This is a genomic window from Caulobacter sp. UNC279MFTsu5.1 (assembly GCF_900114015.1).
GTDB lineage: Bacteria > Pseudomonadota > Alphaproteobacteria > Caulobacterales > Caulobacteraceae > Caulobacter.
This window is the reverse complement of the sequence record NZ_FORN01000027.1, coordinates 23754-50638: the sequence shown is the minus strand read 5'-3', so window position 1 is coordinate 50638 and position 26885 is coordinate 23754. Positions and strand designations below refer to the sequence as shown.

The following is a 26885-nucleotide window of genomic DNA, read 5'->3' as shown; positions in this document are numbered from 1 at the left end:
GAGAGAAAGGCGTTTAAACCCTACCGGATCAATAGACTTATCCTCAGGGGTCATATCAGAGTTTCTTATAGGCGAGCGTCATGGCCACCAATCTGCCGACCGAACTGCTGCGAAGCTTCGTGGCCATCGTCGATTCCGGGTCGATGCTGAAGGCCACCGAGCGGGTATTCGTGACCCAGTCGGCGCTCAGCCTGCAGATGAAGCGGCTGGAGGAGACGGTGCTGACGCCGCTGTTCCACCGCGACGGCCGCCGGCTGACGCTGACCCCGGCCGGCCAGGCCCTGCTGGGCCACGCCCGCGAGATCCTGGCGCTGAACGACCGGGCGGTGGTGGCCCTGACCGGCGACGCCCTGGTCGGGCCGGTGCGGGTGGGGCTCGTCCAGGACTTCGCCGAGACCCTGCTGTCGGGGGTTCTGGCCCGGTTCAGCCAGCTCAATCCCGACGTCCAGCTGGAGGTGCGGGTGGCCGGCTCGCCGGAGCTGCTGGACCTGCTGAACGGTGACCGGCTGGACGTGGTGCTGTGCATGGGCGCGGCCGACGATCCGCACGCGGCCCGCGTGGCGCCGATGGTCTGGCACGGCGAGCCGGACCTGGCGCGGGCCGCCGTCCTGCCTTTGGCCATACTGGCCCCGCCGTGCCGGTTCCGCGACGCGGCCCTGGCGGCGCTGGAGCGCGAGGGGCGGCCGTTCCGCGTCGCCCTGGAGACGCCCAGCCTCTCGGCGCTGAGGGCGGCGGTCGAGGCCGGCCTGGCCGTCACCTGCCGCACCGCCCTGTTTCGGCCGCGCGCCGCGCCGATCGAGGAAGGGCTGCCGGCCGTGCCGCAGGTGGCCTATGTCCGCCGCGTCGGTCCGGCGCCGCACCCGTCGATCGCCAAGCTGTCGGAACTGATCCACCAGGCGGCGCTCGAACTCTGAACGCGGCGCGTCGCGCGCGGCTCGCGCGCGGATCGCGTTTCGGCTAGGTGTCGTGCATGCAGCAGAACGAGCGCGGCGAACCGGTCACGATCGTCGACATCGCCCGCCAGGCGGGCGTGTCGATCAAGACCGTCTCGCGGGTGATCAATCGCGAGGAGGGCGTCGGGGCGCAGACCCGGGCGCGGGTCCAGGAACTGGTCGAGCAACTGGGCTATCGGCCCAACGTCTCGGCCCGGTCGCTATCGAGCCGGCGCAGCTATCTGATCGGCGTGATCTTCATGCAGGTCGGCGCCTACCACTATGTCGGCGAGGTGCAGGTCGGCGCCATGCGCGCCTGCCGCCGGGCCGGGTATCATCTGGTCATCGAGCAGGTGAAGCCGCCGGAGACGGTCGGCGGCGTCCAGGCCTTCGCGGACGTGCTGCGCGACGCCCGGTTTGACGGCGTGGTGCTGACCCCGCCCACCTGCGACGATCCGGAGGTGCTGATTGCGATCGAAGCGGCGGGTCTGCCCTATGTCCGCATGGCGCCGCATAAGGAATTCGAGCGCTCGCCCTATGTCTTCACCGATGATCGCCGGGCGGCCTGGGAGCAGACCCTGCGGCTTTGGGACATGGGGCATCGCCGGATCGCCTTCATCGACGGTCCCGACACCCACGGCTCGGCCATCCGTCGCCGGGAGGGCTATATTTCGGCCTTGCGCGAACGCGGGATCGAGCCTAGGCCCGAGTGGATCGCCAAGGGCGAGTTCCTCAGCCTGTCGGGTTTCGACGCCGCCGAGGCGCTGCTGCGCCTGCCTGAGCGGCCGACCGCCATCTTCGCGGCGAACGACGAAATGGCGGTGGGCGTGCTGGCGGCCGCGGCCAAGCACGGCCTGTCGGTGCCGCGAGATCTGTCGGTGGTCGGCTTCGACGACACGCCGGCCGCCGAGTCGGCCTGGCCGCGCCTGACCACCATACACCAGCCGACCGCCGAAATGGCCGAAGCGGCGGTCGAGATGCTGATCGAGGGCTTCGGCGACGAGCGCTTCCGGGGGCGAGTCGTGGTCCGCCAGCTGGACTATCGCCTGGTTTCCCGGGACTCCGCCGCACCGCCGCCGGTTTGACGGCGCGCCAAGCCCGAGCCGGCGGCGGTGCTTTTGCGGGACAAGTTTTCGCGCCGGATCGCCGTCCCAAAAAGAACTCTCCATCATAGACCTGTAAGGGCGCATGGACCGTCCGCAAGTCCGTCAGCCCGGACAGCGGTGTCAATAAAATCGCTGTAGACAACGTTGTCGTTGCGTGATGTCATTTTAAGACAACGTTGTCGTAACTTGCTATCAGGCACGGCGACGGTGGCAGGAAAGGTCTCGAAACAAGGGACTGGAGGAATCGCAATCAAGGCGTCCGCCCGGACGCCGATTGGACATCGTGACGTTCGGCGCCTGCGCCGTCGCGTCCCGGGTCCGACTAGGACAAGGGGAAATAGATGCGTAGTCTGTTATTGGCGTCGGCCGCGCTCGCGGTCGTGAGCTTCCACGCGCCTGTGGCCATGGCCCAGGACGCCGATGTCGCGAAGCTGGACGAGGTCGTCGTCACCGCCCAGCGGCGTAGCGAGAACCTGCAGAAGACCCCGTTGACCGTCTCGGCGGTCACCGGCGACAAGCTGGAATCGCAAGGGATCAAGACCGTCGTGGATCTGTCGGCCCAGGTGCCGGCGCTGCAGATCAGCTCCAGCGGTTCCGGCGCGGCCGTGGTCTTCCTGCGCGGTATTGGCAGCACCAACACCACCGAGGTCGGCGACCCCGCGGTGGCCTATCACATCGACGGCATCTACATCGCCCGCTCCACCTCGGTCGGCGCTTTGTTCTACGACATCGACCGGGTCGAGGTGCTGCGCGGGCCGCAGGGCACGCTCTATGGCCGCAACGCCACGGCCGGGGCGATCAACGTGATCACCAAGCAGCCCAAGTTCGACTACGAAGGCTCCGGCGCGCTGGACGTCGGCAACTACGGCGCCATCACCACCTCGGGCATGGTCAATGTGCCGGTCAGCGACACCCTGGCCGTTCGCGCGGCCTTCCAGCAGTCGCGCCACGATGGCTATGTGAAGGCCCTGAACAAGGGGCCGGGCACCGGCGGCAATGACCGCTACGACCAGGACGACAAGTCGGCCCGGGTCCAACTGCTGTGGAAGCCCAGCGGCGACTTCTCGCTCGCTCTCGGCGCGGACTATCTGCACCAGGGCGGAGCCGGCGGCGGCGACAAGACCTACGGCACGGCTCTGGCCACGAGCGATCCCTGGACCTGCAACTGCGCCACCAACCTCTATCGCAACAACAAGTTCTTCGGCGCGCACGCCCAGGCCGACCTGGACCTCGGCTTCGGCACGCTGACCTATCTGACCGGCTACAATTTCTCGCGCCTCGACCGTAGCGGCGAGAACGCCAGCACCGGCGCGCCCAACTATTTCAAGGGCAAGGACCACACCTGGTCACATGAACTGCGCCTGGGCGGCGACACCGGGAACCTGAAGTGGGTGGTCGGCCTCTATCGCTTCACCGAAGACAACAACGTCGACTTCCGCGTCTTCCTGGCGACCAACTCCTACCTGTCGTTCATCCAGCCCGAGGTCACCGCCAAGTCGATGGCCGCCTTCGGCCAGGGCACCTATTCGGTGACCGACCGGTTCCGGATCACCGGCGGCCTGCGCTACACCGAGGACCATAAGGCCCGCGACGGCGGCACTTTCCTGACCAATTCGGCCGGGGCGATCACCTCGACCGTGGTCAAGAACCTGGCCGACGCCAAGTGGAACGCCACCAACTGGAAGCTGGGGGCCGACTTCGACCTGACCAGCAGCTCGATGCTCTACGCCAACGTGGCCACGGGCTATAAGGCCGGCGGCTATTTCGACGGCGTCGGGGCCAACACCTACGAGCCCGAGAAGATCACCTCATACGAAGCCGGCGTGAAGAACCGCTTCTTCGACAACCGCCTGCAGTTCAACGCCACCGGCTTCCTGTACGACTACAAGGACTTCCAGGTTTCGGCCGTCGGTGTGATCGCCGGCCAGAACGCCACGGTCACCCTCAACGCCGACAAGGCCCGGGTCTATGGCGTTGAGTTCGAGAGCAATCTGGTCGTGACCGAGAACGATCGGGTGGACGCCACGCTTGGCTACCTGCACGCCCGGTATACCGACTTCGTGCTGCCGCTGGGCGACGCCTTCGCCAACAACGCGGCGAACGCCAACGTGGCGGCGTGTTTCAAGGCCAACTTCGCGGCCGCGTCGCCCCGTTCGACGGACTTCTCGGGCTGCCGCATGGCCCGTACGCCCACCTGGACGCTCAATGTCGGCTACCAGCACACCTGGGAGATCGCTTCGGGCGCCAAGGTCGTCGGCCGGGTGCAGACCCACTACGAGAGCGGCAAGAACCTCGAATATCACGGCTTCGCCCAGAACAGGCAGGACGCCTTCACCAAGACCGACGTCAGCCTGACCTATTCCAGCGCCGACGACCGCTGGTCCCTGCAGGGCTATGTCCGCAACCTCGAGAACGACGACGTGCGAACCGCCTCGTCGCCGAACTCGACCACCGGCCTGGCCACCAACGGCAACGGCGAGTTCTACGCCCCGCCGCGCACCTATGGTCTGCGCCTGGGGGTGAATTTCTAGCGTCTCGGCGACCCTCTCCCTCGGCGGTTCCTGCGCCGCCGAGGGCGCCTCTTTGTTCGGTATCTGGGAGTTCTGGCGTGCGCGTCCTTCAACGTCTTCTGATCTCTACGGCCCTGGCGGTCGCGGCCGGATCCCCGGCGTTCGCGGCCGATCAGCCGGCGCTGGGCGTCCGCGACGGCAAGATCGTCATCGTCAACGGCCTGCGGTTCCGCGACCTGGATCGCGACGGCAGGCTGTCGCCGTTCGAGGACTGGCGTCTGTCGCCGGACGCCCGCGCCGCCGACCTGGTCTCGCGCATGACCCTGGAGGAGAAGGCCGGCGAGATGATGCACGGGACCTTGCCCGCCGTCGGCGGCATGATCCCGGGGCGAGGACAGGGCTACGATCTTACAAAGCTGAAGCCGCTGATCCTGGAACGTCACGTCACCACCTTCATCACCCGCCTGTCGGGCGATCCGGCCTGGCTGGCCGAGCAGAACAACACCGTGCAGGCGCTCGCCGAGCAGGGGCGCCTGGGCGTGCCGGTCACCGTCAGCACCGATCCGCGCCATCACTTCCAGTTCGTGGCCGGGGCCAGCGTCGCCGGCGTCGGCTTCTCGCAGTGGCCTGAGGCCACAGGGCTGGCCGCGATCGGCGATTCGGCCCTGGTCCGGCGTTTCGGCGACATCGCCCGCCAGGAATACCGCGCGGTCGGGATCCACCAGGCCCTCTCGCCGATGGCCGACCTCGCCACCGAGCCGCGCTGGTCGCGGATCAGCGGCACGTTCGGCGAGGATCCTGAACTCGCGGGGCGGATGGTCAAGGCCTATGTCCAGGGTTTCCAGGGCGGAGAGACCAGCCTGACGCCGAACGGTGTATCGGCCGTGGTCAAGCACTGGGTCGGCTACGGGGCGTCCAGCAAGGGCTTCGACGGCCACAACAGCTACGGCCGCTACGCCGTCTTCCCGGCCGGCCGGTTCGACCTGCACCTCAAGCCGTTCGACCAGGCCTTCGCCGCCGGGGTCGTCGGCGTGATGCCGACCTACGCCATCCTCAAGGACCTCAGCCTGGACGGCCGGCCGCTGGAGCCGGTGGGGGCGGGGTTCTCAAAACAGCTGCTGACCGATCAACTGCGGGCCAAGCACGGCTTCAAGGGGATCGTGGTCTCGGACTGGGCGATCACCAACGATTGCTCCGACACCTGCCGCAACGGTTTTCCCGCCGGCGTCAGGCCCAGCTTCCAGGGCTTCTCCACGGGATGGGGCGTCGAGGATCTCGCCAAGGTCGACCGCTACGCCAAGGGCGTGAACGCGGGTCTCGACCAGTTCGGCGGCGTCGAGGACACGGCCGAACTGGTGGCTGCGGTCAAGGCCGGCAAGATCGCGCCGGCCCGGATTGACGACGCCGCGCGTCGGATCCTGGCGATCAAGTTCGAGCAGGGGCTGTTCGAGAATCCCTATGTCGATCCCAAGGCCGCCGGGGCGGTGGTCGGCTCGAAGACCTTCGTGGCCGAGGGGCGCGCGGCCCAAAGCGCGGCCCTGACGTTGCTGGAGAACAGGAACGGCCTGCTGCCGCTGAAGGCCGCCGGCCGCAAGGTCTGGCTGAAGGGCGTCTCGCCGGACGTCGCCCGCGCCCACGGCCTGGTTCCGGTCGAGGACCTGGCCCAGGCGGAGCTGGCGATCGTCCGCACGGCCGCGCCGTTCCAGACCCTGCACCCCAACTACATGTTCGGAAGCCTGCAGCACGAAGGCGACCTGTCGTTCCACGACGGGGCCGCCGACTACGAGGCGATCAAGGCCGCCTCGGCCAGGGTCCCGACCATCGTCGCCGTCTATCTCGACCGCCCGGCCATCCTGACCAACGTGCGCGACAAGGCGACGGCCCTGATCGGCGATTTCGGGGCCGGCGACGACGCCTTCCTCGACGCCCTGATCGGCGTCGCCCCGCCGCGCGGCAAGCTGCCGTTCGAGCTGCCGTCGTCCATGGCCGCCGTCGAGGCCCAGGCCGAGGACGCGCCGCATGATTCCGCGAACCCGCTCTATCCGATCCATTTCGGCTTGACCTACTGAGGACCTCCGCCTTGATCCGTACCCTGAAAGTCGCGGCGAGCCTCGCCGTCCTCGCCTTCGCCACGGCCGGTCACGCCCAGGCCGATCGCCCCTGGATGAACGCCAAGCTCTCGCCCGACGAGCGCGCGGCCCTGCTGGACAAGGCGATGACCCTCGACGAGCGCATCGGGCTGGTCCACGGGCCGATGTCGATGCCGATCTTCGGCATCAAGAAGCCGGAAGGGGCGATTGGCTCGGCCGGCTATATCCCCGGCATTCCGCGCCTTGGCGTGCCGGCCGTCAACGAGAGCGACGCCAGTCTGGGCGTGACCAATCCGTTGGGCGTGCGCCCGGGCGACGGCGCCACGGCCCTGCCGTCGGGCCTGTCGCTGGCGGCGACCTTCAACACCAAGCTGGCCTATGACGGCGGGGCGGTGGTCGGGCGGGAGGCGCGGGCCAAGGGCTTCAACGTCCAGCTGGCCGGCGGCGTGAACCTGGCCCGCGATCCGCGCAACGGCCGCAACTTCGAATATCTGGGTGAGGATCCGTGGCTGGCCGGCAACCTGGCCGGGGCGTCGATCAAGGGGATCCAGGACCAGGGGATCGTCTCGACCATCAAGCACTTTTCGCTGAACGGCCAGGAGACCAGCCGCCACTTCGCCAACTCGGTGATCGACGAAGCGGCTCATCGCGAAAGCGACCTGCTGGCCTTCCAGATCGCCATCGAGAAGGGCCAGCCCGGCTCGGTGATGTGCGCCTATAACCTGGTCAACGGCGACTACAGCTGCGGCAACGACCACCTGCTGAACGGGGTCCTGAAGCGCGACTGGGGCTACAAGGGCTGGGTGATGTCGGACTGGGGGGCCGTCCACGCCACCGACTACATCCTCAAGGGCCTGGATCAGCAGTCGGGCGAACAGTTGGACGCCAAGATCTGGTTCGGCGAGCCCCTGAAGGCCTCCGTCGAAAAGGGCGAGGTCCCGGCCGCGCGCCTGTCGGACGCCAGCCGCCGGATCCTGCGCTCAATGTTCGCCACCGGCCTGTTCGACAAGCCGGTCACGCCGGGCGGGACCATCGACTACGACGCAGGCGCCGAGGTGGCCCGCGCCGCGGCGGCTGAAGGAATCGTGCTGCTGAAGAACCGCGAAGGCCTGCTGCCCCTAGCCAGGACCGTCAGGACCATCGCCGTGATCGGCGGTCACGCCGACGCCGGCGTGCTGTCGGGCGGAGGCTCGTCCCAGGTGGTCCCGCCGGGCGGCGCCAAGCGCGTGGTCCCGCTGGGCGGGGAGGGCATGATGGGCCCGTTCCGGAGCGAATACTTCAACGGCTCCTCGCCCCTGGCCGCCATCCGCAAGCTCGCGCCGGACGCCAAGGTCGCCTTCGACGACGGCCGCTACGTGTCCGCCGCCGTCGCCGCGGCCAAGGCCGCCGACGTCGTCGTGGTGTTCGGCAACCAGTGGATGGGCGAGGGCGAGGACGCCGCCGACCTGTCGCTGCCGAACGGCCAGGACGCTCTGATCGCCGCCGTCGCGGCCGCCAACCCCAATACGGTCGTCGTGCTGCAGACTGGCGGCCCGGTGGCGATGCCCTGGCTGGACCAGGCCGGCGCCGTGGTCGAGGCTTGGTACTCGGGCGCCAAGGGCGGCGAGGCGATCGCCGACGTCCTGTTCGGGACGGTCGACGCCTCGGGCCGCCTGCCGATGACCTTCCCGGCCTCGATCGACCAATATCCCCGCGCCCAGCTGCCGGGACGCGGCGTGCCTGAGAAGACCCGCTTTGACGTGGTCTATTCGGAAGGGGCGGACGTCGGCTACCGCCGCTTCGCCATGAGCGGCCAGAAGCCTCTGTTCCCGTTCGGCTACGGCCTGTCCTACACCCGGTTCGCCTATTCGAACCTGAAGGTGGCGGGCGGAGACACCCTGACGGTGAGTTTCGACGTGGCCAACACCGGCCGGCGGGCCGGCAAGGATGCGCCGCAGGTCTATCTGACCGGCGCGCCGGGCAAGCCGTTGCAGCGCTTGATCGGCTTCGAAAGGGTCGAACTGGCGCCGGGCGAGATGCGCCATGTTTCCGTGACCGCCGATCCGCGCCTGTTGGGGGCCTTCGACGTCAAGGCCAACCGCTGGAGCTTGACTGGCGGCGACTATCAGGTCGGCGTGGGCGCCTCCTCGGCCGACCTCGCCCTCAAGGGCTCGGCCAAGGTCAAGGCGCGGACTCTGAAGCCGTAAGTGGGAGGACTCTTCTTGATGATCCGTATCGCCGCTCTCGCCGCCGCTGCGACCTTGGGCGCCGGCCAGGTCCAGGCCGCCGATCCGACGGTGGCCACCACCTTCGGCCCGGTGGTCGGGGAGGCCGCCCAGGGCGTCGCCGCCTTCAAGGGCGTGCCGTTCGCCGCCCCGCCGGTCGGTCCGTTACGCTGGCGCGCGCCCCAGCCGCCGACTGCCTGGACGGCGCCGCGCGAGGCCAAGGCCTATGGCCCGGACTGTATGCAGAACCCGTTCCCCGGCGACGCGGCCCCCCTGGGCGTCAAGCCGGCCGAGGACTGCCTCTACGCCAATGTCTGGACGCCGGCGGCGGCGCTGAAGGACAAGGTCAAGCGGCCGGTCATGGTCTGGATCTATGGCGGCGGCTTCGTGAATGGCGGCAGCTCCCCCGCCGTCTACGCCGGCGACCGCTTCGCCCGCGACGGCGTGGTGCTGGTCAGCTTCAACTACCGGGTCGGCCGCTTCGGCTTCTTCGCCCATCCGGCTCTGACAGCGGCGGGCGCCGACAGCGGTCTGCTGGGCAACTATGGCCTGATGGACCAGATCGCCGCCCTGAAATGGGTGCGCGACAACGTCGCCGCGTTTGGCGGCGATCCCGGCAACGTGACGGTGTTCGGCGAGTCCGCCGGCGGCCTGTCGCTCCACGCCCTGCTGACCGCGCCCCAGGCCAAGGGCTTGTTCCACAAGGCGATCATCCAGTCCGGCGGCGGACGGCCGCGCCTGCTGCCGACCCTGCCGATGACCGCCCCGGCCGGCCAGCGCTCGGCCGAGGCCGCGGGCCTGGCCTTCGCGGCCAAGGCGGGGGTCTCGGGAACCGACGCGGCGGCGCTGGACGCCCTGCGCGCCCTGCCGGCCGAGACCGTGGTCGACGGCCTCAACATGGCCACCGCCGGTACGCCGACCTGGGCCGGCGGGCCGATGCTAGACGGCAAGATCATGACCCGCGAGCCGCTCAAGGCCTACCAGGCCGGGGCGTGGAGCAAGATACCGATCGTCATCGGCGCGACCAGCGCCGACGGCTTCTTCTTCGGTGGAAGCCGCGACCAGGTCTTCGCGCCGTTCGGCGTGCGTCGGCCCGAGGCAGAGGCCCTGTACGACCCGAAGGGCGACGGTGAGATCAGGGTCTATGGCTGGGCGGCGGCGGGCGACCGCATGTTCATCGAGCCGGCCCGGGCCGTGGCGCGGGTGATGGCTGGCCAGGGCGCGCCCGTCTACCAGTTCCGCTTCTCGTACGTCGCCGAAAGCCAGCGCGGCCAATGGTGGGGCGCGCCGCACGCCACCGAGATTCCGTTCGTGTTCGATACGGTCGACGCCCGTTACGGCGCAGCCCTGACCCCCGCCGACGCGGCGGCGGCCAAGGCGGCCCACGCCTATTGGGTCGGCTTTGCAAGGACCGGCGTTCCCGTCGCGCCCGGCGGTCCGGCCTGGCCGCGCTACGAGGCGGCGTCCGATCGGATCCTCGACTTTTCCGAACAAGGGCCGAAGGCGACGCCCGATCCCCTGAAGCCGCGCCTGGACCTCGTCGAGGCGACGACGCCATGACCATGGTCGTCGTGGACATCGAGCAGGTTCGACGCCTGCGCGGCCTGCTGCCGGCGGTCACGAAGGCGCATCTGCAGGGGACGCTGGGGATCAGCGAAACGACCTGGGTGCGGCTGCGGGACGAGCGCCCGATCCGGCGCTCGACCTACGAGCGGCTGATGCGTCGCTGCGGCGTGGATCTTTGACGGCAAGTCTGATGCCGACGCGGGCCAGGAAGGTCGCGGTCCCGTGCGACATCCCTATGCCCGATGCGCGCCGGGCTTGAGCTCCCGGAACCAGCCAAGGGCGTTCTGGATGTCGTCCGGGGCCGGCGGCTGGAGCAGGATTCTGGCCTCGTCGGACTTCAGCTCGCCCGGCGGAATGCCGAAGCGGGCGCGAAAGGCCCGACTGAAGTTGGAGTCCGACCGGAAGCCGTGGCCATAGGCCACCTGCGACAGGCTGCGTCCCGTGCGGGCGGCCGCCGCGACGGCGATCACCGCATAGTCCAGCCGTCGGCGGCGCGCATAGGCCGAGACGCCGCCGACAGGCTCGAACAGGCGGTAGACCATCGCCCGCGAGACGCCGACATGGGCCTGGATCTTGGCCGGCGAAAGCTCGGGATCGGAGAGGTTCTGGTCGATGAAGTCGCGGGCCGCGCCGAACAGGCTGCGTTCGACACGTTCAGTGGCTGGGCGGCGCAAGCCCCGAACTGGCCTTTGGCGTCATCGTCAGGGAGACCCCGACTAGCCAGGCGGCGGTGTCGTTCACGCTGGGCGGCGCTTTCACGACGACGGACGCCATCAAGATGCCGTTCCGCCTGCAGGGCGCGAATCCGGCGTCCGGGCGATCGCCGCACAGATCCCGCTCGACAAGAGCGCCTACCGAGCGGGGGTCGATTTCAACGTGGTCGGCGAGGATCGCGTCTCGGTCCGTTTCAACTACGCGACGGAATGGGGCCGGCGCACTTCCAGCGAGTCCGCGGGCCTGGGCATCAGGGTGAAGTTCTAGCGGCATCGCGCCGACCGAACGACGCCTGGTGAGGGCGCTTCGCATGATCCGGGGCGCGGTTCGAAGGCCTTGACCGATCTCGAGCAGGGCGGGGAGGGGACGGATTCGTCCACCCTGCCCGACACGCGCCGTAGTTGATCATTCCATCACCAGATGGATCGCAAGTTGGGTCGGGCTGGGCCTGCATTGAAAAACGGCCTTGATCGAGAAAATTTCTGCGATGCCGAGTTGATCGGCAATTGATTTCCCACAATCAGGGCTGATTTGTCGGAATTCTATGTAAAGTCAAATCTATATCCTCAAGTATTTAGTTTTTATTATCGATGTTTTTCATCTTGTCTAATGATATACGGCGGGATCGCTTTTTTGGTTGTGGATATTTTGCTCCGGTGGCTGCAAAATATATACGAAAGTTTACATTTACGCTCAAGCTTCAGAGATTTTTCTCCAACTTGACATGCTTATTAACTATATCGCCGCGATTGGCGTCGATAATCACGTAATAATTCCGAAGTTGCGGGTATAGGTTTGGCTATGCGCAAAGAAAATTCGTAGATAACGATTCGAAGTATCATCGATATTGATCCAGTTGGAAATACGGGAATGTAAATTGTGGAGCGGTGTGCCTCTGTATATTGATATGTGTCACGCATAATATGTATGTTGACGTATTGTAATATAAATAAATATGGCAAACCTCTTAGTATGGCTCAGCTTAACGTCCAGCTTGGGTTTGCGGTTTCGAGAAACGTTCATTTCAGTTTCGTGCGGGTATTCCGTCGCGGGTCTCTGTGGCGGGGCTTGGGGCGGGCCTTATTCTTCATGGTGGGGCATGGCGTTGACGGTTTTCAAAGTAATAGAAATATATACTTTCATAACATTTCAAATGTACTATATATCTAGTATAGATTACCTAGAAGTGGGCCGATTCTAAGGACTGTTATCGCTACCAACGCTCCGTCCAGGGCTGCCTTGTTAGTTATTTGTTAACAAATTGGGCCGCTCGCTCACTTATATCTGCCACCTAGACGTGAAAACGACGCGGTTTCGGGGATCGAATGCCTCGAACGCCGCGGTACGGACCGTCAGCCGGGAGTTTAGAGTGACGACGATCGAAGTATTGGCGGGTAATCCTGTTCAGCAACGCGGCGCGACGCCGCGCCCCCGAGGCGCACGCGCCTTCGCGGCCGTTTTGGGGCTGGCGCTGGTCGGCAATGTCTGCGTTTTCGCCCCCCTCGCGGCGGCGGCCGCCGTGCCGGCCACGGCCCCCGCCAATGCCGAGGTCTTCCGCGATCAGGCCAACAAGGTCGGCGCGCGGAGCTGCGCGAACCTTTACGAGGCGCTGGGCCAGGGCCTGACCCGGGGAGCGGCGTTCTCGGTGAAGACCGAGGCGGACAAGGCCGCGCCCGACGCCCATATCGTCCAGGGCGTCCTGGGCATGACCTACGACCTGCCCGACCTCAAGGGATCCGCGGGCGGCGTCGTCCTCGCCGCGCCGGGGGAGGGCGGATGCGAGGGGTACCTGGTGCGCGTGGCGCCCTTCCAGAAGCCCTGCGCCGAGGTCGTCAGCCTTCTTCCGGCCGGAAGCACGGCCGGCCAGGCCCTGTCGGGCGTCTGGCGATACCAGCTCGCCGGAAGCCAGGGCCAGGCCCTGATGATCCCGAGCGGCTCCACCTGCGTGGTGGTGACCTTGTCCGGGATGACACAGCGCCGGTGAGTCCCGGCCCGCAGAATCGATCGTGCGGGCAGGAGGCCCGTCCGCGCGGGACAAGTGAAGTGGGCCCAGATCGCGGCTCTCGTCGACGCCCCAAGGGGCCGGCGGACCGACATTGAGGGGTAGCGTTGCCATGGTCAGAGACATGTCGAAAGATCGCCGCCACGCCGGCTTCGCCCGCAACGGGATGGACGGCGTCGGACGGGGCTGGTCGCAACGCCGCCGGCTGATGGCCGCGCTTCGCAACGCCCATCGGGTGCTCGGGCTCAAGCGCGACCGGCTGGGTCTCGGGGCGCTGGGCGTCGGCGGCGGGTTGCGTCCGGCCAGCGTGATCGGCGGCCTGGCCGCGATCCTGGCGCTCGGCCTCTCCGCCCCGGCCCAGGCGCAATATGCGGCCGGCGGCGGTTCGGCGACAGCCGGCAACGCCATCGCCATCGGCAACAGCGTCACGGCGAATGGCGTAAACAGCGTGGCGGTGGGCACCGCCGCGACCGCGACCGGCAACGCTTCCATCGCCATTGGCTATTCGATGGGCGTCAATGGCCTTAACGCCATAGGCATCGGTGTCTTTGCGGGCGCGACCGGCACCAATGCTCTTGCCATAGGCGGGAACGCCCAGGCCGCGGACGGAGCAAGCTCCATTGGCGTCAACTCAGTTGCGGCCTCAAGCGCGGCCGCCTTTGGCCTGAACGCGCGCGCCGACGGACTGGAATCGACGGCGATCGGCTATGTTTCCAGGGCGGGCGGGCTGCGCGCCGCCGCGCTCGGACATGGGGCGAACGCGTCCGGGGTGGATTCGCTGGCCCAAGGCACTTCTGCCGCCGCAAGCAATCAGAACGCCGTGGCCATCGGCTTTCAGACGATTGCATCGGGCGTCAACTCTGTTTCTCTCGGCTCACGCACTGCAGCGGGAACGGGCGCTCTCGCGCAGAGCGCCATCGCCATCGGCACGGATGTGACCGCGTCCCAAGCCGACGCCACCGCGATAGGGCGCCAAAGCGTGGCGTCCGCCCAATTCGCCACCGCAATCGGGACAGGCACCCGTGCGACAGGGGCCAGCTCCGCAGCGCTTGGCCCCAGCGCCAATGCTTCGGGCGACTTCGCGCTCGCCTTGGGCAATCTGGCCGTGTCGGGCGGCGTCGGTTCCGTCGCGGCGGGTTCGGGAGCCCAGAGCGCGGGCGTCTCCTCCGTAGCGGTCGGCAACAATTCCGCTGCGTCGGCCACGAACGCCGTAGCAGTCGGCCTGGGCTCGATCGCGAACGCCACCGACGCCCTGGCGGTGGGGCGCCAAAGCCAGGCGACCGCCAGCAATTCAACGTCCATCGGGCGTGAAGCCTGGGCCACCGGCGGCGGCAGCACCGCCCTCGGTTTCGGCGCCCGAACCAGCGCCCAGAACGCTGTCGCCGTCGGGGCGGGCTCGCGCGCGTCCGGGATTAACTCCATCTATCTCGGCTCGAGCACGTTCGCGACCAGCGCCAGCGGCGAGAGCGCCATCGGCATCGGCACGGACGTGACGGCGTCCCAGGACGGCGCCATCGCGATGGGGCGCGACAGCCAGGCGACCGCGACCAACGCCATCGCGGTCGGTCTCCAGGCCTTCGCGGACTCCGCCGACGCCGTGGCCATCGGCAACAGCTCCACCGCCACCGGCGGCAAGGCCGTCGCGGTCGGCTCGGGCAATGTCGCCAGCGGCGACGGCGCGGTGGCGATCGGCGATCCCAACACCGCCACCGGCGACGGGGCGGTGGCCAGCGGCAAGGACAACACCGCCACCGGCAACGGCTCGGTGGCGATGGGCAACACCAACATGGTCGGCGGCGGCGGCCAGGCGGTCAGCACGGCCGGCACGGCCGCCCAGGGGGCGGTCGGCATCGGCTATCAGAACACCGTCGTCGGCCAGGGCAGCGTCGCGATCGGCAACACCAGCAGCGCGCTGGCGGCCGGTGCTCTCGCCTTCGGCGACACGGCGGTCGCCAACAACGCCGGCGACGTGGCGCTGGGCTCGGGTTCGAGCACCCTGGCGGCGGTGGGCACGGCCAGCACTGTGCTCAACGGCACGACGTACAACTTCGCCGGCACGACGCCGACCAGCACGGTCAGCGTCGGCGCGGCGGGGGCCGAGCGGACGATCACCAACGTGGCGGCGGGCCGGATCAACGGCGGCTCGACCGACGCGGTCAACGGCTCGCAGCTGTTCGCCACCAACCAAGCGGTGACTTCGCTGGCCAACACGGTCAGCACGACCGCCATCCACTATGTCAGCGTCAACGACGGCGGTGTGACGGGCGGCAACTTTAGCAACAACGGTGCGACCGGGACGAATTCCATCGCCATGGGGGTGGACGCCGTTTCGAGCGCGAGCAGCAGCGTCGCCATCGGCAACGCCGCTTCCAACCAGGGCGTCGGCCTCAACGCGGTCGCGCTCGGCGCCTCGGCGCTGAGCGGCGGTTCCGGCTCGACGGCCATCGGCGGGAAGGCGTCCGCCCTCTTCACGGGAGCGATCGCCGTCGGCCAGTCGGCGTCCGCATCTAACGCCTATACCGTCGCTATCGGAAGCGGGCCCGGATCGGGCGCGGGCGCCAGCGCCATAAGCGGCGGGTCGATCGCCATCGGCGGCGGCGGCGGCGGCGGGCTCGGCACCCCTGCATCGGCGGGTGCGGCTCGAGCTATCGCCATCGGCCAGAATACGGTGGCCAACTTCGGCAATTCGATCGCCGTCGGCTACAGGTCGACGACCGGCAGCGCCTCCTCGGTGGCCCTGGGCGACACCGCCACCACCGGCGCGACCGGCGTCAACGTGGCCATCGGCAATCTGAGCACCGCCAACGCCGGCACCGCCGGCGGCGGCGCGGTGGCGATCGGACGCTCCAACACCGCCTTCGGCGACGGCGCGGTGGCGATCGGCGATCCCAGCTACGCCAGCGGCACGGGCGCCTTCACCGGCGGGGCCAACAACATCGCCAACAGCGACGGAACCGCCACGGCGACGGCCGCGAACCAGGCCAATGGCGCGGTCGCGATCGGCAACGCCAACCGCGCGATCGGCCAGGGCAGCGTGGCGCTGGGCAACGGTTCGACCGCCGGCGCGGCCGGGCTCGCGGGGAATGTGGCGATCGGCGACGGCGCGACCGCGACCGCCAGCGCCGGCGACGTGGCCCTGGGTTCGGGTTCGACCACCCTGGCGGCGGTCGGCACGGCCAGCACCGTGATCGGCGGCGTGACCTACAACTTCGCCGGCACGACTCCGACCAGCACGGTCAGCGTCGGCGCGGGCGGCGCCGAGCGGAGCATCACCAATGTCGCGGCGGGGCGGATCAACGGCGGCTCGACCGACGCGATCAACGGCTCGCAGCTGTTCGCGACCAACACCCAGGTGACCCAGAACACCACCGACATCGCCGCCAACACCGCCAGCATCACCAATCTCAACAACACCGTCGCCAACATCAACACCGGCGCGGGCATCAAGTACTTCCACGCCAGTTCGGCGCTGGCCGACTCCCAGGCCCTGGGGACGGATTCCGTCGCCGTCGGCCCGAACGCGGTGGCCAACAACGCCGGCGACGTGGCGATCGGCCTGAACGCGGCCTCCGGCGTCACCACCGCCGTCTCCGGCGTGACCATCGGCGGCGTCAACTATGCGTTCGCCGGCGTGACGCCGAGCGGCGCCTTCTCGATCGGCTCCGCAGGGGCCGAACGGCAGATCCAGAACGTCGCGGCCGGGCGGATCGACGGCAGCTCGACGGACGCGGTCAACGGCTCGCAGCTGTTCGCCACCAACCAGCAGGTGACGAGCAACACGACGGCGATCGGCAACAATACGACCGCCATCACCACCCTGGGAAACCAGGTCACTCAGAACACCAGCGACATCTCCAATCTTGGAAACCAGGTCGCTCAGAACACCAGCGACATCACCAATCTTGGAACCCAGGTCACCCAGAACACCAGCGACATCACCAATCTTGGAACCCAAGTCACCCAGAACACCAGCGACATCACCAGTCTTGGAAACCAGGTCACCCAAAACACGACCGACATCGCCAATTTCAGCGGCGCGCTGACCAACATCGCGGGCGACACGTCCAGCGTTTTCGTGGACGCCAACGGCGAGGGCATCCGCTACGCCCGCACCAACGAAGCCGGGCTCACGCAAAGCGACGCGTTCGCCCAGGGCATGGGTTCGACGGCGGTGGGCTATGAGGCGTTGGCCACGGCCGACAGCGCCTTGGCGCTCGGCCGCCAAGCCCAGTCCAGCATCCTGGGCGGCGTCGCGCTCGGGTCCGGATCGGTGTCCGACCGCGCCATCGCGGGGACCTCGGGCAGCATCCTCGTCGGGACCAACCTGGTGCCCTACAACACCAGCGACCTGACGTTGCTCGGCGCCCTGTCGGTGGGCAACGCCACCAGCTATCGCCAGATCATCAACGTCGCCGACGGCACCCAGGATCAGGACGCGGTGACGCTGCGACAGCTGAAGGGGGCGATGAGTTCCTTCTCGGTCACGCCGATCCAGTATTTCCACGCCAATTCGACGGCGTCGGACTCCCTGGCGGTCGGCGCTGAATCAGTGGCCATCGGCCCGCGGACCACGGTCAATGGCGACAACGGCGTCGGTCTCGGCAACGGCGCCATCGTCCAGATGACGGCGCCGGGCGGCGTCGCCATCGGTCAGAACGCCACGGTGAATCTGGCCGATGGCGTGGCGCTGGGCACAAACTCGGTCGCCAACGGCATCCAGGCCCTGGCTCTCGGCGCCGGCGCCAATGCGAGCTTCGCGGGCAGCGTGGCGCTGGGCGCGGGCGCGACGACGGGGGTGGGGGCGCGGACCGGCTATGCCGGCTATGGTCTGGCCACGCCGCAGAACTCGGTGGGCGAGGTGTCGGTGGGCAGCGCCGGCGCCGAGCGGCAGCTCACCAACGTCGCGGCCGGCTCGGCCCCGACCGACGCCGTGAACGTCAGCCAGCTGAACCAGGTGGCCCAGAACACCGCCACCGCGCTGGGCGGCGGGGCGTCCTACGATCCGGCCACCGGCGCCTATACCGCGCCCAGCTATACGGTCGGCGGCGCCACCTACAACAATGTCGGGGACGCGCTGGGCGCCCAGGCGACGGCGGTCAACAATCTCGACGGTCGCGTGACCAATCTCGACAACCGCACGACCACTGTCGAGAACAACGTCACCAATCTCGGCGGCAGCGTGGCGGCCGGCCTCGGCGGCAATTCCAGCTATGACGCCACGACCGGCACGGTGACCACCAGCCTCAGCGTCGGCGGGAACAACTACAACACCGTCAACGCCGCGCTCCAGGCCCTGAACCAGACGGCCGCCGCCGGCTGGAACATCCAGGCCAATGGCGGCCCGGCCACCAACGTCCCGTCGAACGGCACGCTCAACGTGACCGCGGGGTCCAACACCGTGGTGACGCTTAGCGGCAATCAGCTGCAGATCGCCATGGCCGACAACCCGACCTTCAACGGCGTGATCAACGCCAACGGCGGCCTCGCCGTGGGCCAGAACACCACGGTCGACATGGGCGGCAACGTGGTCCGCAATGTCGGGGCAGGGGCGGTGAGCGCCACCTCGACCGACGCGGTCAACGGCTCGCAACTGCACCAGGTCCAGCAGGTGGCCAGCAATTCGGTGCAGTACGACGCCGGCGGCCGATCGGTGACGTTCAACCCCGGCGGCCAGGCCGCGACGCTGCACAATGTCGCCGCCGGCGTCGCACCGACCGACGCGGTCAATGTCCAGCAGCTCAACGACGGGCTTTCGAACGCCGTCTCGACCGCCAACGCCTACACGGACGCGCGGCTGCAGGGCTTCGTGGTCGACATGTCGAAGGCGCGGCGCGAGTCCTTCGCCGGGACCGCGGGCGCACTGGCGGCGGCGGGCCTGCCTCAGGCTTACGAACCGGGTCGCAGCATGTTCGCCCTGGGCGCGGGCACCTATGGCGGGCAATCCGCTTTCGCCATGGGCCTTTCGCGGATCATGGACGACGGTCGCACGATCCTCAAGGCGGGCGCGACCTACGACACCCAGGAACGCACGGGCGCCAATGTCGGCATCGGCTTCCAGTTCTGACCCGCGTCGTTCATTCGATCATTCCAAGGAGGACACGATGAAAGCCCAGCGCCTCATCCTTACGATCCTTTCGGGGTTCAGCCTCGTGAGCCCGGCGGCGGCCTTCGCGCGAGACGCCGCGCCCCCGTCCGCCCCGATCTATGTGGCGACGGTCGATCCCGGAGCCTTTCGTGAGGCGCCGGGTGAACGGGATAAGCTGGGCGTGACGGTCAGCCCGGCGTCCGTGCGGCTGATCACGCCAGGGGTCGACAAGTTCAGTATCTACCCCCTGCTGGGCCCGCCGCATTTCGCAGAGAGCGTCCGGCGACGGTGGAACTATGTGCTGTTCTTTCCGGTCGCTCCGGGCAGCGTGGACCGAGTGCGTTGCCGGATGGAGATCCGCTTCGCGCGTCCGCGCGGGCACTACAACGTCACGGTGTCCGAAGTGGTCTGGCAGGAGAAATCCTGCGCGGACCGTGTCGCGGCGGCCAACTGATCGGATGAGACGCTCCATGCGCTTGATCGGGATGTCGATCATCGGCCTAGCGGCGATGGTCGGCGCGCCGGCCTCCGCCCAGACGTTCGGGCCGCCCATCGCGGGCATGTGCCTGCTGTCGCGGACGGGCGCCATCAGCGCCTCGCGCGCGGGCCAGTCGATGCAGGCTCAACTGCGCCAGATGCAGGCGTCGCTGAACGCCGAGCTGGCGCAACGGCGCGCCTCCCTTGATCTACAACGCCGGGCGCTCGAAGGGCGGCAGGGCGCGATCGCGCCAATCGAGTTCCAGCGGCAACTGGCCGGCCTCAGTCAACAGGCCCAGGCGCTCGACCAGCAGCAGAACGCCCGCTTCATCGCCGCCCAGACCCGCGGCCAGCAGCAGGTCGATCGTGCGCTCAACGACGCCCTCAGCCGCGTCATCACCCGCAGCGCATGCAGCGTCGTGATGGAGCGCGACAACGCCTATGGCTGGAACAACGCCATGGACATCACGCCAGCGACTGTCCGCGACATGGACGGCGTCCTGCAAGCCGTCACCATCCAGTAAGGCGTGACCTTGCTCGCGCCGCGATGCGCGAGCGGCTCTGAGCCGTTCTAGATGGCGGCAACGCCAATCCTTACCGTGCCTAGCCAGTTCTGATCCGAAATCGCGGCAACACGTTTGCGCTGGCTATACGCCAAGATTCAAGGCCGCCGCGCGACAACGAAGTTTACAACGGCTTGCGCCAGGGGCGGCTACGATTCACATTTGCTAGCCATAAAGGTCACATCCCGAGAAACCATACGGGCGCCGGTCGCTGCGCGTGGAGACAGGATGTGGCCGCAGTACGCGGCGACTGCTCCCCGCACAATGGATGGAAAGATCCTTTTGCATCGAGAGCCCAAAACCGCCGCACACAATGGCGTAAAAGCCAAATAAATCCTGCGGGTGGGGCGGCGGAAGTCCACATTTGGCGCGATGCCGCCGGCGATGCAGACGTCGCGATCGGCTGGGAAGGGCCGATAGCGGTCGAAGGCGTCAACGATGCAAGGTCCGGAGCCTGGTGCCACCCAACGTCGGCCATACGCCGCCGGAGGGTCAGGCGCCCACGCGTGCTAGGATGAATTGAGGGGAGCAGCCAATTCGCGGGAGGCGAACATGGCTCAATTTGACCTCTTCCTTCCACCCAAACGTCCTTGGAACACGGGCCGCGTCATCGGCCCCAAGCCGCCGTTCAAGCCCAGGCACATCTGGGGGATCCGACAGCAGCTCAAAGCGAACGGGCGGGTCCGCGACCTCGCCATGTTCAATTGCGCCATAGACGCCAAGCTCAGAGGTTGTGATCTGGTGAAGCTGCGCGTCAGCGACGTGGCGCCGGGCGGTGCGCTGCGAGCACGCGCGACGATTATCCAGCAGAAAACCGGACAGCCCGTCCCGTTCGAGATCACCGAGCCCACAAGAGACGCTCTGACGGCTTGGCTGAAGGTGCGTGGACGTCGTAACGACGACTGGCTGTTTCCCAGCCGCAGTCGACCAGGCGATCACGTCAGCACGCGTCAGTACGCCCGATTGGTCGACAAGTGGGTGTCGATGATTGAACTCGAGCCCCGGGCTTACGGCACGCATAGCCTCCGCCGAACGAAGGTGGCGTTGATCTATAAGAAGACTGGCAACTTGCGCGCATGCCAACTTCTACTCGGGCACAGGAAGCTCGAGAGCACGGTCCGATACCTTGGCATCGAGGTCGACGACGCGCTGGAGATGTCCGAGCAGATCGACCTCTAGCGTAGCTGCGTCGGCAGCGCGAAGCCGACCATGTCGCCGATGTCATGGGTGACCATATCGAACTTCTGGACGCCCAGAGCGGCCAGCCCTCCCTGCATGTCGCGACCCTGGTTCAGATCGCCAGCGTTTCGCCATCCGCGGGGATGAGCAGGCGCCGTTCGTATCCCTCTCGTTTCGAGAAGGCGCGCAGGTCGGCTCGGCTGAGGATGCAGTGGTTGACGGCTTCCATGTGGCTGGCGATCAGCATGGCGTTCGGCGCGGCGCGGTGCACGGCGAGAACGTCGGCAGGCCCCATGATGATTGGATCGAGTCCGATCACCGTCGCCATGCCGGCGTTCAGTACGATCACGTCCGGGGAGTAGCGGGCAATGGCGCGCTCGACTTCGGCATTCCAGATAGTGTCGCCGGCGACATACAGGGTCTTGTGGGCGGGGTGGCGCATGACGAAGCCGCTGACGGGGCCGAGGATCTGCGGCAGTGCCTTCAGTGTCGCGTCGGTGCCATGCTGCCCGTCAGTACGGCTCAGGCGCACGCCCCGAAACTCAGTGTTTTCGGTCAGCAGCCGCACGTCTGAGAAGCCGGCCGATCGGAGCTGGGCGGCGTCCTCTGCGTTCTGAGCGAAGATCGGCAGCGACTCGTTCAGCTTGACCTTCGCCGCCTCGTCCCAGTGGTCGGGATGCAGGTGCGTCACGATGACGGCATCCACGTCGACGATCGAGGCCAGCGGAATGGGCAGAGGCACCAGCGGGTTGCGCCGCTGGCTATTCGCCGTTCCCTCGAAGCCGGGGTAAGCGTCTTTGTCCGCCAGCAACGGGTCAACAAGGAAGCGGACCCCGCCATAGTCGATGCGCAAGGTCGCATTACGCACCTGGGTCAGGCTCGCGCTTCGTGTAGAACGCTCAGCAGCGGCGCTGGCCGACCCGCTCGCGGCGAGTAGCGCCGAGGCGAACAGCGCGCCACCGCCCAGGGTGATTGCCTGGCGGCGTGTCAATGAGTTCGGCGTGTGTGAAATATCGACCATCTAACATTTTCCCTTCAACCGATAATCCGATCAGTTCGCCGAGATGGTTGACCGTCTGGCGCTTTACGCACCTACGGGAGATGCCGCACAGGTCAGTTGCACCCGCCCCCACCTCCCGTCCTCGCAGCTCAGTTGCCGCGATCCCTAGGCTGACGACCTGGGCGGCGTGGTCGGTCGCGGCAGGAGCGTTCGTTTGGGCGCAGGCCTGAGCGCCATAAACCGGGCTCAGCAGCGCGGGCGCGGGGGCGAAGGCGTTCACCTCACCGCCGCCCTCGTTTTGTTCCGGCGTTCCGGGGCGGTCGGCGCACGCGCGCCGCCGCCCGGGACGTTGCGGCTATTGGGCGTCGGCGGCCGCAGCCTCGATGAAGGTGGCGACTTCCTTGGGGTGGGAAAGCATCACGGCGTGGCTGCTGTGGATTTCGGTCAGCTTGGCCTTGGCGCGGGTCGCCATAAAGCGCTGGGTGGTCGGCGAGACCATGTGGTCCTGCGTCGTCAGCATCCAGCGGACCGGTTTGTCCTTCCACGCCGCCGTGGAGAGCTTGGTCTGCACGGCGCCCACGCCCCAAGGAACCTGCGCCACCGCCATGAAGCCGGTGACCGAGATGTCGACATCCTGAGCAAAGGCGCTCGGGAACTTGACGGGATCGACGATGATGAACCCGTCGGCCGGCGGCAGCAGGGGCGGACCGGACTCGCCCGGCACCGGCCGGGTCGCCAGTTCGAACACCGATTCTCCGACATCCGGCGCGAGCGCCGAGATATAGGCGAGGCTCTTCACCTTGGGATCGGCGCCGGCTTCGGTGATGACGGCGCCGCCATAGCTGTGACCGACCAGCAGGACGGGCTTGGTCGCCTTGGCGATCACCTGTCGGGTCGCCTCGACATCGCCGTCGAGCGTGACGGTCGGGTTCTGGACGACCAGCACTTCATAGCCGTCCTTGGTCAGAATGTCGTAGACTGACTTCCAGCCCGAGGCGTCGACAAAGGCGCCATGCACGAGGACGATCGAGACGGGCTTGTTGGGCGCGGCCTGAACGGCGGCGGGGGACAGGCTGGTCATGGCCATCAATGCTCCGATAATGATGCGTTTCATGGATCTTGCTCCTTGCTTGGGTTTCATGCGGTGGCGAGCTGCGGGTCCGCCTCGGCGAGCTGGCGATCCAGCGCCGCGATCAGCGCCCTGGCGATCGGATGGTCGGACCGCGGATTCTGTCCGGTGATCAGCTCGCGATCTTCAACGACATAGGGCTCGAAGTCGGGCCCGGTATCCACCACGGCGCCGGCCAGGCCGAGCGCGAACGGCATGTCGAAATAGATCTTGGCGTGCAGGATCGTATCCTCGATCACCTTCTCCTCGCTCTTCTGGAAGACGGTCATCCGGTAGCCGGCATATTGCCAGTCGCGGGCCCATTCCTTCGCCTTTTCCGGATCGCCGGCGATCAGCGCGGCGCGGAATTCGCGGGCATGGGGCATCGCCGCGACCGCGGAGATCGGGCCGTGGCACAGCATCGCGGTGGGCTTCTGATGCGTGTGGAAGTGGCGCAGAATCTCACCGACCTGCTGGTCTTGCATCAGGTCGACGATCGGCGCCTGGCCGCCCGGGATGAACACGCCGGCATAGCTGGCGACGCCGTCCTCCAGGATCGAAGCCAGCGTGCGGCCCTTCATCGAGGGATCGTCGGCGTAGAAATCCTTGGCGCGCCGATAGGCCGCGACATCACCGCCGAAATGGGCGGGCGCGTCCGAGGCCTTGTCGATCGTCGGCGGCGTCCCGTCGGGGGTCGCCATCACGACTTCATAGCCGGCGTCGACCAGCGCCATCGCCGGGACGACGGTTTCGTTGAGGTACTGGCCGGTAGCGCCCCAATAGCCGCCCCTGGTCTCGATGCGAGTCGCATTCGAACCAAGGACGACGACCTTTCCCTTGCTCATGACGTCCTCCGTTGCGGTGATCTGCGGAAGCAGCAGCCGCACGTCTGATACGCTCGCGCCTCAGGTCTCGGTCGTGAATTGCGGTTAGTTTGGGTTAAACGAAAACTTGGCCCCAGAGACCAGCGAGGTCGACAGCGCCCAAGACTAGTCGGCCGAGGATCAGACTTTGCCCGGAATTGACCCCGCTTAACTCTCCGGGCCCGCCGACTGGCGATACGATTGGCCCTGAATCCACGGCGCCGATGCCGCCGATCTATCCGGGAGGCCATCCGTGTCCGTCGCAAGAGCACCCGACGAGAATGCGAAAGCGCGCCTGACCGGCCCGTCCGCGGCCGCGCTCCTGCTCGCGGAGTATATCCATCGCACCGCCAACGATTTCGCCACTGCCTGCGCGAAGATACGTGTGGCCTCGAGAATGCCGACGCCTTCGGCGGTGCAAGACCGGTTGGCGCAGGCGGCGACGCAGTTGCACGCCCTGGCGTCGATCCAGCGGATCCTGCAGCCGCCGCGCGAGGCCTCGATCGATCTCGGCAATCGCCTTTGCGAGCTTTGCCACTACCAGGCCGAGGCGCGCTTCGCGGAACAGGGCGCGTTCATTCGGCTGCAGACCTGCGAGGTCGTGCTCGACGCCGAGCGTGGCTGGGCGTTGCTCGCGATCGTCTCCGAGCTGCTCACCAATGCAGCGCGCCATGCGTTTGAGGACCCAGGCGGTCAGGTCCTGATCGAGCTGACGAGGAGCGGCGGGGCCATCCTATGCAGGATCAGCGACAATGGCGTCGGGATCGGCGCCGTGCGCCGCGAGCGTCGGACGGGAGCCGCCATCGTCGAAGAACTCGCGCGTGGCGCGGGCATCGATTTCCTGATGCTGCCGCGCGACACCGGGACCACCTTCGAGCTCAGGCTTGTCGTGTCCTGCGACACCATGAGCGCCGAGGCCGGTCGAGCTTGACCGAGTTTTACCGCGTTTAACCCGCCGAAGCGACGCGCCGACCTAGGGTGGCGATCCGCCGAGAAGGCGCATCGCAACGCAGCGCGAGAACTGAGATGACCGGCAATGTGAAGACCGTGGGCATCCTGACGGCTCATCCGGGCAAGGAAACCGAACTGCGCAGCCTGCTCGAAGGGTTGATCGGCTCCAGCCGGTCGGAACCGGGCAATCTGCGCTACGACCTCTGGACCGATCCGTCCCAGCCGGGCGTCTTCGTGCTCGACGAACTCTATGTCGACAAGGACGCGGCCGCGGCGCATCGGGCCTCTCCGCATTTTCAGCACTATCGCGCCAATGTCGGCGCGCTGGCCGACCGCCGGGCCTTGAGCCTCCAGGCGGTCGTGGTTGCCTGAGGCGGAGAGACGGAGATCCGAGACGATGGGCAGGAAGATTATCGAAAGGAACTGAACAATGCCTACGGTCACGACGAAAGACGGCGTCAACATCTTCTACAAGGACTGGGGCTCGGGTCAGCCGATCGTCTTCAGCCACGGTTGGCCGCTGAGCGCGGACGACTGGGACGCCCAGATGATGTTCTTCCTCCAGAACGGGTATCGTGTGATCGCCCACGACCGGCGCGGCCACGGCCGGTCCGACCAGCCTAGCACCGGCAACGACATGGACACCTGGGTCGCGGACCTGGCGGCCCTGACCGAGCACCTCGACCTGCGCGATGCGATCCATATCGGGCACTCGACGGGCGGCGGTGAGGTGGCTCGCTATGTCGCCCGCCACCAGGAGCGCGTCGTTAAGGCGGTGCTGGTGGCGTCCCTGACGCCAAGCATGTACCGGACCGAGGAAAACCCCACCGGCCAACCGCCGGAGTGGTTCGAAACCATTCGCGGGGGCATGCTGGCCAACCGGTCGGAGTTCTACCGCTTCGTCCCCGAGAACCCGTTCTACGGCTACAACCTCGATGGGGCCACACCCTCGGAGCCCATCATCGCCAACTGGTGGCGCCAAGGTATGGCCGGCGGCGCCCTGGCGCACTACGAGACGGTCGCCTCCTGGCTCGAAGACTATACCGACGACCTCAAGAAGATCACCGTGCCAGTGCTGGTGATGCACGGCGAAGCCGACCAGGTCGTCCCATTCACGAGCTCGGTGCCGCGCGCGGTCAACCTGCTCAAGAACGGGTCGCTGAAGAGCTATCCCGGCTACCCCCACGGCATGTTGACCACGCATGCGGATGTTCTCAATCCCGACCTGCTGGCGTTCATCAAGTCCTGACGACATCTCTCCCCGGTCATCGCCTGTGGTGAAGGCTTGGGGGCCTAAACCGAGGAGGGTTCGGACTTCGTCGTCGTGACGAAGTCCGAACCCTCCTCGAAAATTCGTCGGCCCCGGCCCCCATCGAAGCGGCGGCCCTGGCAGCGTTGCTCGGCCTTGACGGAGGTCCACTCCACCGCCGGCATTGCGCCTTGCTCCCTGCCGACCCCAGTGGGCGCTTGAACGGCAGCCGTGGCGTGTGGAATTTGTCCACACCGCCTAAAGCGATGCCGACGGAAGCTCCAGC

General features: G+C 67.3%; 19 protein-coding genes. 15 read left to right on the top strand and 4 right to left on the bottom strand.

Translation table 11 applies throughout. From position 1 onward, the window contains the following. The first annotated feature begins 80 nt into the window (after positions 1–80). The 7 genes from BM066_RS15635 to BM066_RS15605 all read left to right on the top strand — a co-directional run bounded on the left by BM066_RS15635 (position 81) and on the right by BM066_RS15605 (position 10587). Positions 81–914, top strand: a complete 834-nt coding sequence (locus BM066_RS15635; RefSeq protein ID WP_089929433.1) for a LysR substrate-binding domain-containing protein — start codon at positions 81–83, stop codon at positions 912–914. Between the two features lie 56 nt (positions 915–970). After that, positions 971–2017 carry a LacI family DNA-binding transcriptional regulator gene (locus tag BM066_RS15630; protein ID WP_089929431.1) on the top strand — a complete coding sequence of 349 codons (1047 nt, stop codon included), beginning with the start codon at positions 971–973 and terminating at the stop codon, positions 2015–2017. A 362-nt stretch (positions 2018–2379) separates the two neighbouring features. Then, complete coding sequence (locus BM066_RS15625; protein ID WP_089929429.1) at positions 2380–4569, top strand: TonB-dependent receptor; 2190 nt, start codon at positions 2380–2382, stop codon at positions 4567–4569. Positions 4570–4646: 77 nt separating this feature from the next. Then, positions 4647–6617, top strand: coding sequence for a glycoside hydrolase family 3 protein (locus tag BM066_RS15620; RefSeq protein WP_089929427.1), 1971 nt, complete (start codon positions 4647–4649; stop codon positions 6615–6617). An 11-nt stretch (positions 6618–6628) separates the two neighbouring features. Continuing rightward, entirely contained in the window at positions 6629–8824 is a 2196-nt protein-coding gene (locus BM066_RS15615) for a beta-glucosidase (protein ID WP_089929424.1), read from the top strand. A gap of 18 nt (positions 8825–8842) precedes the next feature. After that, on the top strand, positions 8843–10402 hold the full coding sequence (locus tag BM066_RS15610) for a carboxylesterase/lipase family protein (protein WP_255367613.1): 1560 nt from the start codon (positions 8843–8845) through the stop codon (positions 10400–10402). Further along, positions 10399–10587, top strand: a complete 189-nt coding sequence (locus tag BM066_RS15605) for a hypothetical protein (protein ID WP_089929420.1) — start codon at positions 10399–10401, stop codon at positions 10585–10587. The genes BM066_RS15610 and BM066_RS15605 overlap by 4 nt, the downstream gene beginning before the upstream one ends. A 54-nt stretch (positions 10588–10641) precedes the next feature. Here BM066_RS15605 and BM066_RS15600 read toward each other — a convergent pair whose 3' ends face one another. After that, on the bottom strand, positions 10642–11082 hold the full coding sequence (locus BM066_RS15600; protein ID WP_089929418.1) for a helix-turn-helix domain-containing protein: 441 nt from the start codon (positions 11080–11082) through the stop codon (positions 10642–10644). A gap of 1409 nt (positions 11083–12491) precedes the next feature. Here BM066_RS15600 and BM066_RS15595 point away from each other — a divergent pair. The 5 genes from BM066_RS15595 to BM066_RS15575 all read left to right on the top strand — a co-directional run bounded on the left by BM066_RS15595 (position 12492) and on the right by BM066_RS15575 (position 21428). Further along, a complete protein-coding gene (locus tag BM066_RS15595) occupies positions 12492–13106 on the top strand; it encodes a hypothetical protein (RefSeq protein ID WP_143093746.1) in 615 nt (204 codons plus the stop codon). Between the two features lie 142 nt (positions 13107–13248). Beyond that, the gene (locus BM066_RS15590; RefSeq protein ID WP_255367612.1) at positions 13249–19188 is read left to right on the top strand and encodes a YadA-like family protein; all 5940 of its coding nucleotides are present in this window, start codon (positions 13249–13251) and stop codon (positions 19186–19188) included. A 37-nt stretch (positions 19189–19225) separates the two neighbouring features. Further along, positions 19226–19663, top strand: coding sequence for an outer membrane protein assembly factor BamE domain-containing protein (locus tag BM066_RS15585; RefSeq protein ID WP_089929411.1), 438 nt, complete (start codon positions 19226–19228; stop codon positions 19661–19663). 16 nt (positions 19664–19679) lie between these two features. Further along, positions 19680–20210, top strand: coding sequence for an OmpH family outer membrane protein (locus BM066_RS15580; RefSeq protein ID WP_255367611.1), 531 nt, complete (start codon positions 19680–19682; stop codon positions 20208–20210). Positions 20211–20801: 591 nt separating this feature from the next. Beyond that, positions 20802–21428 carry a site-specific integrase gene (locus BM066_RS15575; protein ID WP_089929409.1) on the top strand — a complete coding sequence of 209 codons (627 nt, stop codon included), beginning with the start codon at positions 20802–20804 and terminating at the stop codon, positions 21426–21428. Positions 21429–21540: 112 nt separating this feature from the next. Here BM066_RS15575 and BM066_RS15570 read toward each other — a convergent pair whose 3' ends face one another. The 3 genes from BM066_RS15570 to BM066_RS15560 form a co-directional block, all read right to left on the bottom strand. After that, complete coding sequence (locus BM066_RS15570; RefSeq protein ID WP_089929407.1) at positions 21541–22449, bottom strand: MBL fold metallo-hydrolase; 909 nt, start codon at positions 22447–22449, stop codon at positions 21541–21543. A gap of 334 nt (positions 22450–22783) precedes the next feature. After that, entirely contained in the window at positions 22784–23542 is a 759-nt protein-coding gene (locus BM066_RS15565; RefSeq protein WP_255367610.1) for an alpha/beta hydrolase, read from the bottom strand. A 23-nt stretch (positions 23543–23565) separates the two neighbouring features. Continuing rightward, positions 23566–24423, bottom strand: coding sequence for a type 1 glutamine amidotransferase domain-containing protein (locus tag BM066_RS15560; protein ID WP_255367609.1), 858 nt, complete (start codon positions 24421–24423; stop codon positions 23566–23568). Positions 24424–24652: 229 nt separating this feature from the next. Here BM066_RS15560 and BM066_RS15555 point away from each other — a divergent pair, with 229 nt between their 5' ends. From BM066_RS15555 to BM066_RS15545, 3 genes are all read left to right on the top strand, one after another. Continuing rightward, a complete protein-coding gene (locus BM066_RS15555; protein ID WP_143093745.1) occupies positions 24653–25330 on the top strand; it encodes an ATP-binding protein in 678 nt (225 codons plus the stop codon). A gap of 95 nt (positions 25331–25425) precedes the next feature. After that, complete coding sequence (locus BM066_RS15550) at positions 25426–25722, top strand: putative quinol monooxygenase (protein WP_089929404.1); 297 nt, start codon at positions 25426–25428, stop codon at positions 25720–25722. A gap of 58 nt (positions 25723–25780) precedes the next feature. Next, entirely contained in the window at positions 25781–26599 is an 819-nt protein-coding gene (locus BM066_RS15545; RefSeq protein ID WP_089929402.1) for an alpha/beta fold hydrolase, read from the top strand. The last annotated feature ends 286 nt before the right edge of the window (positions 26600–26885 follow it).